Annotated in this window: 7 protein-coding genes; 4 read left to right on the top strand and 3 right to left on the bottom strand. The window is 60.4% G+C overall.

What is annotated here, in order from left to right; genetic code table 11:
* Window positions 1–55 precede the first annotated feature (55 nt).
* A complete protein-coding gene (gene rfbB, locus ACP7B3_RS17305; protein ID WP_145159837.1) occupies window positions 56–1,138 on the bottom strand; it encodes a dTDP-glucose 4,6-dehydratase in 1,083 nt (360 codons plus the stop codon).
* Window positions 1,139–1,289: 151 nt separating this feature from the next.
* Here rfbB and ACP7B3_RS17300 point away from each other — a divergent pair, with 151 nt between their 5' ends.
* The 3 genes from ACP7B3_RS17300 (at window position 1,290) to ACP7B3_RS17290 (ending at window position 5,867) form a co-directional block, all read left to right on the top strand.
* Entirely contained in the window at window positions 1,290–4,193 is a 2,904-nt protein-coding gene (locus ACP7B3_RS17300; RefSeq protein ID WP_426179831.1) for an aminotransferase, read from the top strand.
* A 120-nt stretch (window positions 4,194–4,313) separates the two neighbouring features.
* Window positions 4,314–5,420: an agmatine deiminase gene (gene aguA, locus ACP7B3_RS17295; RefSeq protein WP_145159841.1), complete on the top strand. Its 1,107-nt coding sequence runs from the start codon at window positions 4,314–4,316 to the stop codon at window positions 5,418–5,420.
* 234 nt (window positions 5,421–5,654) lie between these two features.
* Window positions 5,655–5,867 carry a hypothetical protein gene (locus tag ACP7B3_RS17290; RefSeq protein ID WP_145159843.1) on the top strand — a complete coding sequence of 71 codons (213 nt, stop codon included), beginning with the start codon at window positions 5,655–5,657 and terminating at the stop codon, window positions 5,865–5,867.
* A gap of 82 nt (window positions 5,868–5,949) precedes the next feature.
* On the opposite strand, the gene ACP7B3_RS17285 is transcribed toward ACP7B3_RS17290, so the two are convergent.
* Window positions 5,950–8,037, bottom strand: coding sequence for a TonB-dependent receptor (locus ACP7B3_RS17285; RefSeq protein WP_426179828.1), 2,088 nt, complete (start codon window positions 8,035–8,037; stop codon window positions 5,950–5,952).
* 410 nt (window positions 8,038–8,447) lie between these two features.
* Here ACP7B3_RS17285 and ACP7B3_RS17280 point away from each other — a divergent pair, with 410 nt between their 5' ends.
* The gene (locus ACP7B3_RS17280) at window positions 8,448–9,764 is read left to right on the top strand and encodes an OprD family porin (protein WP_106577437.1); all 1,317 of its coding nucleotides are present in this window, start codon (window positions 8,448–8,450) and stop codon (window positions 9,762–9,764) included.
* Window positions 9,765–9,837: 73 nt separating this feature from the next.
* On the opposite strand, the gene ACP7B3_RS17275 is transcribed toward ACP7B3_RS17280, so the two are convergent.
* The gene (locus ACP7B3_RS17275) at window positions 9,838–11,967 is read right to left on the bottom strand and encodes a M48 family metallopeptidase (RefSeq protein WP_426179825.1); all 2,130 of its coding nucleotides are present in this window, start codon (window positions 11,965–11,967) and stop codon (window positions 9,838–9,840) included.
* Window positions 11,968–12,061: the final 94 nt, after the last annotated feature.

Raw genomic sequence — 12,061 nt, 5'->3', positions numbered from 1 at the left:
CATGCGCCTGTGGGGACAGGCGCATTATGCCTAGCTGTGGTGCGTGATGCTGTTGTTATGCGATCAGGTCTTTTGGCTCGGTGTTACCCAGGCGCTCACCTTGATAGCTGCCGTCCTGGACGCGGCGGCACCAGTCGAGGTTGTCGAGGTACCACTGCACCGTTTTGCGCAGGCCGGTTTCGAAGGTTTCTTCGGGCACCCAACCCAGTTCGTGCTCGATCTTGCTGGCATCGATCGCGTAGCGCTGATCGTGGCCCGGGCGATCCTTGACGAAAGTGATCAGGTCGGTGAATTTTTCGACGCCCGCCGGGCGATTGGGTGCCAGTTCTTCGAGCAAGCCACAAATGCCGCGTACCACGTCGATATTCTTCTGCTCGTTGTGACCGCCGATGTTGTAGGTCTCGCCCACCACACCTTCGGTAACCACTTTGAACAGCGCGCGAGCGTGATCTTCGACGAACAGCCAGTCGCGCACTTGCAAGCCATCACCGTAGACCGGCAGTGGCTTGCCGGCGAGGGCGTTGAGGATGACCAGCGGGATCAGCTTTTCGGGAAAGTGGAACGGCCCGTAGTTGTTCGAGCAGTTGGTCAGCAGCACCGGCAGGCCGTAAGTGCGCTGCCACGCGCGGACCAGGTGGTCGGACGCCGCCTTGCTGGCCGAGTACGGCGAGCTGGGCGCGTAAGGCGTGGTTTCAGTGAACAGGTCGTCCACGCCGTGCAGGTCGCCATAAACCTCATCGGTGGAGATGTGGTGAAAGCGAAACGCGCTCTTGGCCGGCTCTTCCAGCGTTTGCCAGTAAGCGCGAGTGGCTTCCAGCAGGCTGTAGGTGCCGACAATGTTGGTCTGGATAAAATCCGACGGGCCATCAATGGAGCGGTCTACGTGCGACTCGGCCGCCAGGTGCATGATTGCCTGAGGCTCAAAGCGCGCAATCACGGCGCTGACCGCGGCCTGGTCGATGATATCGGCCTGCACGAACTCATAGCGGCTATTGGACGCAATGCTGGTCAGCGATTCCAGGTTGCCGGCGTAGGTGAGTTTGTCCAGGTTGAGCACTTCGTGCTCGGTGTTTTGAATCAGGTGACGAACCAGGGCGGAACCGATAAAACCGGCACCGCCGGTGATGAGAATACGCATGTCGAGGGCCTTTTCCTTAGACGAAGACTTGGCGAAGTTGGCATAGCTTGAGTTGTGAATCGGGACGGCGCAAGCCCGGTATGCGTGAGGGGTTGATTAACGGCCCCGAACAATGGCGATATAGGCGCCTGAAAAAGCAGAGGTCACCACAATGTTGCTCGCCACATTGATCCATCGTGCCAGTTTGCCTTGCCCACAAATAAGCGCCGATCAAGCCGCGCAATTGCTCGAGCAACATTACGGTTTGACGGGCGCATTGCAGTCGCTGGGCAGCCAACAAGACCTCAATTACCGAGTTGACAGCGAGCGTGGCCGCTTTGTTCTGAAGATCTGCCGGGGCGACTACGCCGCCGTTGAACTGCAGGCCCAGCACGCCGCCCTCAATGACCTGCAAGCGCACGTGCGCGTGCCCAAGGTGAACCGCGCACTGACCGGGGAAGACCTGCTGACCGTCACCGTGGGCGGGCAAACCGTGCACCTGCGGTTGCTTGACTATATTGACGGCCAGCCCCTGACGCATCTGCCGCACCTGGGCCGTGACGTAATCGCAGGCTTCGGTGAGTTGTGTGGACAGGTCAGCCGCGCACTTGAGCATTTCGAGCACCCGGGCCTGGACCGCACGTTGCAATGGGACCCGCGCCACGCCCATGCACTGATCACGCACCTGCTGGCCAACCTGGATAACCTGCCGCACCGCGACGCCATCGAGCGCGCGGCCAACCACGTACACACGCGTCTTCAGCCTTTGGCCGATCACCTGCCGTGGCAAGCCGTGCACCTGGACATCACCGATGACAACGTCGTCTGGCAGCGCGACGCCCAGCGCCATTGGCAGGTCCAGGGCGTAATTGATTTCGGCGACCTGGTGCACACCTGGCGCATTGCCGACCTGTCGGTGACCTGCGCGGCGCTGTTGCACCATGCCGATGGAGACCCCTTTGCCATCCTGCCGGCGATCCAGGCCTGCCACGCGGTGACGCCATTGCAGCGCGAGGAATTACAGGCGTTATGGCCGCTGATTGTGGCGCGCGCGGCGGTGCTGGTGCTCAGCAGCGAACAGCAGCAACGCCTTGATCCTGACAACACTTACCTGCTGAAAAATGCCGAGCACGAGTGGGAAATTTTTCATGTGGCGACCTCGGTGCCGTTTGCGCTGATGGAGGCGGCGATCCTGAGCTGTGTCGCAGAAGCGTTGCCGCCGATGGCCGACCAAGACTTCGCACCGTTGCTGCCGGGCCTTGTGGGACGTGAGTTTGCGCTGATCGACCTGGGTGTACTCAGCCCGCATTTTGAGGCCGGCAATTGGGAGTTGCCCGGCATAGACCGCCGGTTGCTGGATGAAGCGGCGACCGTGCATGGGCTGGCGGCCAGCCGGTATGGGCAATACCGGTTGTCGCGAACGCGCGCCGACAGTGCCGTCGAGCCGCAGACTTTCCCGCTTCACGTGGAATTGCATCTGCCTCACGGCACCGTATTGGAAGCGCCCTTTGGCGGTACGTTGCGCCAAGACGACGACGGTCTGCTGTGCTTGCAAGACGCTCAACTGAGCCTGCGTGTCGGCGGCGTGAAAACCGCATTGAAACCGGGCTCGGTGCTGGTGAAGGGGCAACTGCTCGGTGAGGTGCACGCCCCGCTCACCGTACAGTTATGCCGTGCCGAGCTCGAGCCGCCGTTGTTCTGCACGCCTTCCAGGGCGCCGGCGTGGCAAGCCCTCTGCCCGTCGCCGGCCGCGTTGCTGGGGCTGGCCTGTGATGCCGAGCCGGAACTGGACACCGAAGCTCTGCTGGCACGTCGGGATGCCAGTTTCGCTCGCTCGCAGAAGCACTATTACGTCGACCCGCCGCGCATCGAGCGCGGCTGGCGCAACCACCTGATCGACATGCAGGGCCGTTCCTATCTGGACATGCTCAACAACGTCGCCGTGCTGGGCCATGGCCACCCGCGCATGGCGGCGGTGGCGGCGCGGCAATGGTCGCTGCTCAATACCAATTCGCGCTTTCACTATGCGGCGATTGCCGAGTTTTCCGAGCGTTTGCTGGCATTGGCGCCAGAGGGCATGGACCGGGTGTTTCTGGTCAACAGCGGCACCGAGGCCAATGACCTGGCGATTCGCCTGGCCTGGGCCTACAGCGGCGGGCGCGACATGCTCAGCGTGCTGGAGGCGTACCACGGCTGGTCGGTGGCGGCGGATGCGGTGTCGACCTCGATTGCCGACAACCCGCAGGCGTTGAGCAGCCGCCCGGACTGGGTGCACCCGGTGACCGCGCCGAACACCTATCGCGGCGAGTTCCGTGGGCAGGACAGTACGCCGGATTACGTGCGAAGCGTGGAGCACAACCTGGCGAAAATCGCCGCGAGTAAACGCCAGTTGGCAGGGTTCATATGCGAGCCGGTCTACGGCAATGCGGGGGGCATTTCCCTGCCGCCGGGTTATTTGCAGCAGGTGTACGCGCGGGTGCGCGCCCAGGGCGGCGTGTGCATCGCCGATGAGGTGCAGGTGGGTTATGGGCGCATGGGCCATTTTTTCTGGGGTTTTGAAGAGCAGGGCGTGGTGCCGGACATCATCACCATGGCCAAGGGCATGGGGAACGGCCAACCGTTGGGCGCGGTGATCACCCGGCGCGAAATTGCCGAGGCGCTGGAGGCCGAAGGGTATTTCTTCTCGTCGTCGGGGGGCAGCCCAGTCAGCTGTCAGATCGGGATGGCCGTGCTGGACGTGATGCAGGAAGAAAAGCTGTGGGAAAACGCCCAGGTGGTGGGCGGGCATTTCAAGGCGCGCTTGGAGCAGTTGATCGATCGTCACCCGCTGGTCGGCGCTGTTCATGGCTCCGGCTTCTATCTGGGGCTGGAGTTGGTGCGTGACCGCCTTACCCTGGAACCGGCCACCGAAGAAACGGCGTTGCTGTGTGACCGGTTACGGGAGCTGGGGATTTTCATGCAACCTACGGGTGACTACCTCAATATCCTCAAGATCAAGCCGCCGATGGTCACGTCCAAACGCAGCGTGGACTTCTTCGTCGACATGCTGTCGAAGGTGCTGGATGAACAATTGTAATAGTCGATTGTTATCGGTTATCTGCTGTATTGCTTTCTGTTTATCGTCTTTTTTCCCTTTTAAAGCCGATTTTTATCCGTTATAAAGTCGGTCTTCACCCCATTCGGAGCCCTGAACGCCATGACCACCCTGCACAGCACACCTCGCGCCGATGGCTTCTACATGCCCGCCGAATGGGCTCCACAGACTCAAACCTGGATGATCTGGCCTGAGCGCCCGGACAACTGGCGCCTGGGCGGTAAGCCTGCGCAGGCCGCGCACGTGGCTGTGGCCAAGGCCATCGCGCGCTTTGAGCCGGTGACGGTGGGTGTGTCGGCCGGGCAATACGAAAACGCGCGCGCACGGTTGGACGTGCCGAATATTCGCGTGGTGGAAATGTCCAGCGATGACGCTTGGGTGCGCGACACCGGCCCGACCTTCGTGATCAACAACAGCGGCGAAGTGCGCGGCGTGAACTGGGATTTCAATGCTTGGGGCGGTTTCGACGGCGGCCTCTATGCGCCGTGGAACCGTGACTCGCAGGTGGGCGGCAAGATTCTCGAGATCGAACGTGCGCCGCGCTACCGCACCGAAGGCTTCGTGCTGGAAGGTGGCTCGATCCATGTGGACGGCGAAGGCACGTTGATCACCACCGAAGAATGCCTGTTGAACCGCAATCGCAACCCGCACCTGGATCGCGCGGCCATCGAAGCGGTGCTCAGCGCCAATCTGGCTGTGGATAAGATCATCTGGTTGCCGGACGGTCTGTTCAATGACGAAACCGATGGCCATGTGGATAACTTCTGCTGCTATGTGCGCCCGGGCGAAGTGCTGCTGGCGTGGACCGACGACCCGCAAGACCCGAACTACGCGCGCTGCCACGCTGCCATGGATGTGCTGCAAAGCAGCACTGACGCCCAAGGGCGCGCATTCATAGTGCATAAAATGCCGATCCCGGGGCCGCTGTATGCCACTGAAGAAGAGTGCGCGGGCGTCGACCCGGTGGACGGTAGCCAGGAACGTAACCCGAGCGTGCGGTTGGCCGGTTCCTACGTGAACTTCCTGATCGTCAACGGCGGCATCATCGCGCCAAGCTTCGACGACCCGTTGGACAGTCAGGCCAAGCAGATTCTGCAGAACCTGTTCCCGCAGCACGAAGTGGTGATGGTGCCGGGGCGCGAACTGTTACTGGGTGGCGGCAATATCCATTGCCTGACCCAACAACAGCCGGCGCCGCACAAAAACTGAGTGCAGTTGTAACAGCGTCTGAGCAACAGCGCGGCAGTACCCGTTCATAGCGCTAATAGCAAGCCCGCGGCCCTGCACGGCCGCGGGCTTTTTTGTATCCGAATGCCTATAAATACGGGACATTGGCATAGCTCTTGTATCGGTGTGGTCACAGTGACTTGAGGCGATGACTGCGCAGTTCTGTCACAAACCTTGAGTAAGTTAGCCGCTCACGCAGTAGGAGAGAGCGCTGAAATGAATGCCGATATCAACCTGATCTACACGCGTCCGTTCCACCCCACGCGGGTCAACGGTGATGCGATCCATGCGTTGGCGCTCTGGTTGAAGGCAAACAGCTCGCGGCGGGTCAGGCACGCTGACTTGCGCCGTGTGATGAGTGAACGTTACCCGGCGGGGCTGTTCAGTGAGGATGAAGTGCGCGCGTTGTGTGAATTGTTGAAAAACTGAAGGCACTGAGATCAGCGATGGCAGCGGGCTCGCCTGCGATGGCATCGCAGCCAAGCCTGCTCGCACATCAGGGTGTCAGTTTTTAGAAACTGTAGGTGCCCGTTACAACCAGGCTACGTGGCTCGCCCGGCTGGATCTGCGCCGCACTGGTGGCCGAAGCGTAATAGTGTTTGTCGGCAATATTGTTCAGCGCCGCGCGTAGGTCCCATTGCTTCTGGCGGAACCCGGCCAATGCGTCCCACCGCCCATAACCTGGCAGCGCCACGGTGTTGAGGTTGTCGGCGTAACGGTCACCTACCAGGGTCAGACCGGTTTCGGCATACCAGCCCATCTCGGGTTTCCAGGTGATAAACAGGCTGGCATTGCGCTTGGCCACATCGCTGATGCGCTTGCCTTCAAAGCCATTGTTGTCCTTCTCGACTTTGGCATCCTGCAGGCCGATGCCACCACGCACATACCAATTGCCGACGAGCTTGCCGGCGGCCGTCAGTTCCACACCGCGCGAGCGTTGCATGCCGGTGAGCAGGGTGATGGTACGGTCGAGCGGGTCGCTGGTGCGGCGGTTATAAAGCTCAAGCTCGTACACGGCGAGGGTGGTGCTCAGGCGGTCGTCGAGCCAATCGCTCTTCACGCCGATTTCCTTCTGTTTGGTCAGTTCGGGGCTCAGGTCGTTGACGCTGCCAGCGGCGTTGGGCGTGATACCGATCAGGCCACCGCCCGCAGGGGAGAAGGTTTTGCTCCACGAGGCATAAAACGAGTGATGTTCCAGTGGCGTCCATACCAGGCCGACGCGCGGGCTGGTGCTGCGGCTATCGACAGCTTGGCGGGTGTTGAGCACCTTGCTGGTGGTGTCCACTTCGAAATGGTCATACCGCAGGCCTGCCAGCAGTTGCCATTGATCGTTGAGGCGCAGTTGGTCTTGGACGTACACGGCGCGACTTTCGACTTCCGTGTGGTTGTAACTTGAAAGCGTCATCGGCCCGTTGTGGCTCAAGTGGCGGTTGGGCTGGTTGAGATCCAGGCTCGGCACGGCTTGGCCGCCACGGTTGACGGCGGTGGCGGTATACAGCTTCGGGTCGCGGCGCTGGCTGCCCAGCTCCAGGCCGGTGAGCAGGCGGTGCTCCAGGCCGAAGGTGTCGAAAGCGCCTTCCAGCTCGAGGTTGTTGAAAACGTTGCGGGTGGTCAAATCCTGCTGCCAGCGCTGGCGCGTGACCCTGTTGGTTTTCGGGTCGTAGCCGGTCTGGTAGGTGTTGTCGAAATCGCTGTCGAGCTTGAACACGCCCAAGGTGTGGCGCAGTTGCCAGTTGGCGTTGAGTTCATAGGCGAGCCTGGAGCGCAGGGACTGAGACTTGTCGTCGATGTAATCGCGGCTATCAAAATAGGTGGCGCTACGGCTCACGTCTGCCGGGCGCCCGTTGACCCCAGGAATACCGCGGTCCGGCGTGCGGTTGTAGCGGCTGTATTCGTATTGCACCAACCAATTGAGGTCGGGCGTCAGTTGCCAGCTCATCGACGGCGCAAACAGCTGGCGATTGCCACTGACGCCGTCGCGGAAACTGTTGTTGTCCTGGTTGCCCATGTTCAGGCGCAGGCTGATGTCGTCTGTGGGGTCGGTGCTGAGGTCGGCATACAGGCTGCGCAAATCATCGCTGCCGCCCTGGGCTTCGATGCTGGAGGTGTGACCCGCGGTGGGCAATTTGCTCACGCGGTTGACGATCCCGCCCTGACCGCCGCGCCCGTACAGCACGGCTGCCGGGCCTTTGAGCACCTCAATGCGTTCGATGTTATGCAGGTCGCGCACGTACTGGCTGTCGTCGCGAATGCCGTCCAGGTAGAAGTCGTTGCTTGCGTCGAAACCACGAATGCGCAGGCTGTCAAAGCGCGTGTCGGCGCCGCTGCTCACGTTGGGAATTCCGCTTAACGCCTGGCCCAGATCGTTGGTGCCGTAGGCGCGCAGGGTTTCGGTTTTTACCGAATCGATGGCCTGCGGCACATAACGCACCGATGTGGCAGTGCGGGTGGCGGTGTGGGTCTCTTTGACGCGTGGGTCGTCTTCGTCAACTTCGGTGCTGATCGAGGTTTCCGGCAAAATCGTGGCGGCGCAGGCAAAACCAGCAGACAGCAGAGCAGAAAGCCCAAGGGTGATGGGCGTCAGGCGAGAGACAGGCATGAAGGAATCTATCCAAAAAGTTCGGGAAGGAATGTGCGCGTTAATGGTAATGCTTTGCATTTGCGCGCGTTATGCATTCCCAAAAATGTAGGCTTTGGAAAGTGTTACTCAATGTGTTTTTTTTGCGATTCTGAGTGATTTTCTGTCTTTCATGCAGGCGCTGTAGGCCGTTGCTTAGAATTATTTCGCCTAAATACAGACGATTCACGAAATTGACACATAGTTCAACGCGCGCATAGGATTGCGCCCAACGCCTGTGGCTAACCGCCATGACTTATCCAATAAAAAAAGGCCCGCGGCAGATCAGTCGTCCGCGGGCTTTGTTTTTTCCGGAAAAAGTCGACACCAGAAAAGCGACACGGAGCCTGGTGTCACAGCGCGTACTCAACCAGTAATAAGGAATATAAGAAATGTTGAAGCAACGGATGGGTCTGATCGCTCTGGGGATTTTGAGCGCTACTCAGGCAATGGCAAACGACCAGGAGCAATCCAAGGGTTTTGTTGACGACAGCCACCTGAACATCGCAGCACGTAACGCCTACATCAGCCGTGACTACAAAAACGGCAAGCAAGACAAAGCCGAGTGGGGCCAGGGCTTCATCGGTAAGTTCGAATCCGGCTTCACCCAAGGCACCGTCGGTGTGGGTGTGGACGTGATCGGCCAATACGCCATTCGCCTGGATGGTGGCCGAGGCCGCGCTGGCGCGGGCGGTATCGACTTCTTTAAAGAAGGCGCAGCCACCACGCGCGCGGATGGCACCACTCGCAACGGCGCACCGGCCGACGATTTGGCCAAGGGCGGCGCAGCCGTCAAATTCCGGGTTTCCAACACTGTGCTGAAGTATGGTGATCAGTTCCCGGCAGTCCCTGTTCTGCAGTACGACAACTCCCGCCTGTTGTCGGAAACCTACACGGGTACCTCGATCGTTTCCAAAGAGATCGCCGGCCTGCAACTGGACGCTGGTCACTTCACCAAGGAAGCGCGCAAGAGCGCCGAAGGCACCGACAGCGGTCGCCTGAAAAGCATTGATTACATCGGTGGTAGCTACAAATTCACCGAAAGCCTGTCGGCCGCGCTGTACGCCTCCGACATGCAAGACGTGCTGAAGAAGCAATACGTCAACGTCAACTACGTACTGGCCCTGCCAGAGAAGCAATCGTTGACCTTTGACTTCAACGGCTACAAAACCAAGCTGGACAAGAGCTTCGCCCTGGAAAACCAAGGTGACGCCGACGCTCGCGACAACAAAATCTGGAGCCTGGGCGCGACCTGGGCGGTTGGCCCGCACAGCTTCACCGTTGCTCACCAGCGCAGCACCGGCGACACCGGTTATCTGTACGGCGGCTACCGCAACGCTGGCGGCATCGGCGATGGCGGTAACACCATCTTGCTGGCCAACTCCTACTGGTCCGACTTCAACGGTAAGGACGAGCGCTCCTGGCAAGCAGGCTACGGCCTGGACTTCAGCGCCTTCGGCGTGCCTGGCCTGACCTACAACATTGCTTACGTGCGCGGCACCAACATTGACGACGGTTCCAACCGCGGCAGTGGCACCGAGCGTGAAATCTTCAACCAGTTCAAATACGTCGTTCAAAGCGGCCCAGCCAAAGACCTGAGCCTGCGCGCTCGTGCGTCCTGGTTGCGCGTCTCCAGCAACGCCAGCAACTACAACGTAGGCGGTAACGAAATCCGTCTGTTCGCCGACTACCCGATCAACGTTTTCTAATTGATTTGGCGTCGCGCCTGATTTCAGGCGATAAAAAACCCCGACTGGTTCGGGGTTTTTTTATGCCTGCACTTCAGTCTTGGCGGCTGTGCAAAATTTTGCGGGCGAGGGAGGCATTCAGGTAGTTGAGCATCATTGCCAACCCTTCGTAGGGCTCGATTTTCTGGTTATCGATGCACAGTTGCGCCATCTGCAGCAGCACTTGGCGTTTCTTCTTGTTAACCCTTGCTCCGGGTACGCCGAACGCGGTTTTACGTCGCTCGGGTAATGGCGCTTCGGGCGTCAGTTCTACCGTGACCCACACGCCTTGGGAAAATTGCAGGCTGACATCGGCGATGTGTTCGATGGGCAAGGGGTGCGTCAGGTTGGCGAACACAAAATGCTCCGGCGTCAGACGCAGCGCGGTTTGCGGTGCGCGCTTGAAGCGGCGGATGCCCATCCATAAAAAGATCAGCGCGATGCTGCCGATCGCCGCGCCGGCGCCCACGGCCGACAGCGGGGTGCCTTTAAATTTTTCCGGGGAAAGCCAGGGCCGACTCATGATGGCCAACCCCAGCAACACAAACGGCACTGCCAACACCGCCATCAGCGTGCCGCGCCACCGGCCGCCTTCATGCAGCGAGCATTCGCCTGTGGTGGACGTGACCATGCTTTCCAACAGCTCGGTTTGCTCAGTGTTTTCGGCCTCTGCCAGCGCATTCAGATCGCGGGAAAGTTGTACTCGCACGCTAAGCGGCGCGCTGAAACACGCATCGATCTGCGCATTCGCAGCGTCTACATCCACCGCACGCGTGGCGCGGTGCACGGCGTCTTCCACGTGCACTTGTAAGGCTTGCAAGCGTTCGCCATTTGATGGGTGAGAGTCGGTCGGGTGCGGTTGATGAATGTCCAGCGCTTCGGGCGGCAGCTGCAAGGGTGTGTCGCGCAATGCGGTCAGCACCGCGCCGGGCAAGTCATCCTCTGTGGCCGTGTCACAGAGCATCAGCAAAGCCTGCTCGATGTGGGCATGCAGTACCGAGATTCGCAACAACGCCGAGGCCGCCGCTGCATTGCCCACTAACCGGGCGCCGGCAGCGTCCGCCAGTAACTCGCGTTCTCGGCTCCAGTGATTCACTGCGTGATCGAACCGCTGCATGAAAAACAGCCCGAACATGAACGAAGGGCGCATGAGCCAACCCTGGATCAGGTCGCTGGCCTGCATGGTTTCCAGCAGTGCCCGCAGGCTGCGGTCGACGCCGTCGTAGATCGGCAGAAAATGCAGGCTGTACTCGGTGTCTTCGCCCACAAAGTGCGCCAGCTCGTGGCCGATCACCGCGCCGATTTCTTCGCGGTTCAGCAGGCCCAGGTGCAGCAACGGCACATGCAGGGTGCGCCCGCTCAATCGCGTTTCGGCGGGCATTACACTGGCTTCGCTGGAGGTCACGTAAAAGCCTTGGGCCAGGCTCACCACAATATGATCCGGCGCCAATGCACCCAGTTGGCCGGCCAGTTCGCGTACGTGGCGCCATAATCCAGGTGCCTGCTGCGGTGTAACGACCTGCCCGAACATCTGCAACGGTTCGGGCTTGAACATCCCCAGCATGTTGCGCAGTTGTTTAAGCAGCGACCAGATTGAATACACACTGAAGGCGGCCAACACACCCAGTGTTGCCATCAACTTGACTTCGCCGCTGCCCAGGCGTCCCACATGCCACATCGCCAGGCCTTCATAAATCAGCACCAACGCCAACGTCGCGGCCATTGCCACCACATGGCACACCAGCCCGTAGGGCAACAGCCGGCTGCCCAGGGAGAACACCTGCAGCAATTTCTCCCGCGACTGCTGCGCGCGTTGCCCTGCCCACTGGGTGCCGGCCAGCGCGGCCAGGCCGATGCACGCCGCGAGCAACCCCAGGCCGATCACCCACGGTGCCAGTTCGCGCAGGGCGCGGTTTACGCGATGAGCAGTCGGCAGCTCGGCTTCAACGTTATCCAGGCGTGAGAGCGCCAGTTGCACGCTGATTTTCTCTTTGCCCAGGTCGACCAGCGCCGCTGGATTTCGCGCCGCCAGCGCCTGCAACTGCTGTTTGGCAGCGTTCACCTTGGCGCTGTAAACGATGATGTCCGTGGTTGCCTCGGCAGCGCGCTCGCGCTCCCAGCCACCGAGGGCGGCGAGCAATAGCGGGAAAATGACGAGCAGGCAGATCAGTTTCAGGGCGTTCATGGGAGTCCGTTCACGACGCAGAGGTGTCGGTTATACCGAAAAAAGCGTCAGGCGAGATACATGAAGGTATTACCTCATGCATCTGTTACACCGC

The organism is Pseudomonas sp. TWRC1-2 (assembly GCF_049896685.1).
GTDB lineage: Bacteria > Pseudomonadota > Gammaproteobacteria > Pseudomonadales > Pseudomonadaceae > Aquipseudomonas.
The sequence above is the reverse complement of the archived record's forward strand: the minus strand, read 5'-3'. Positions and strand labels throughout refer to the sequence as shown.

Bases quoted from the DNA above. Each gene is read 5' to 3' on its own strand.
- rfbB (WP_145159837.1), bottom strand. From the start codon at position 1,138: ATGCGTATTCTCATCACCGGCGGTGCCGGTTTTATCGGTTCCGCCCTG.
- ACP7B3_RS17300 (WP_426179831.1), top strand. From the start codon at position 1,290: ATGTTGCTCGCCACATTGATCCATCGTGCCAGTTTGCCTTGCCCACAA.
- aguA (WP_145159841.1), top strand. From the start codon at position 4,314: ATGACCACCCTGCACAGCACACCTCGCGCCGATGGCTTCTACATGCCC.
- ACP7B3_RS17290 (WP_145159843.1), top strand. From the start codon at position 5,655: ATGAATGCCGATATCAACCTGATCTACACGCGTCCGTTCCACCCCACG.
- ACP7B3_RS17285 (WP_426179828.1), bottom strand. From the start codon at position 8,037: ATGCCTGTCTCTCGCCTGACGCCCATCACCCTTGGGCTTTCTGCTCTG.
- ACP7B3_RS17280 (WP_106577437.1), top strand. From the start codon at position 8,448: ATGTTGAAGCAACGGATGGGTCTGATCGCTCTGGGGATTTTGAGCGCT.
- ACP7B3_RS17275 (WP_426179825.1), bottom strand. From the start codon at position 11,967: ATGAACGCCCTGAAACTGATCTGCCTGCTCGTCATTTTCCCGCTATTG.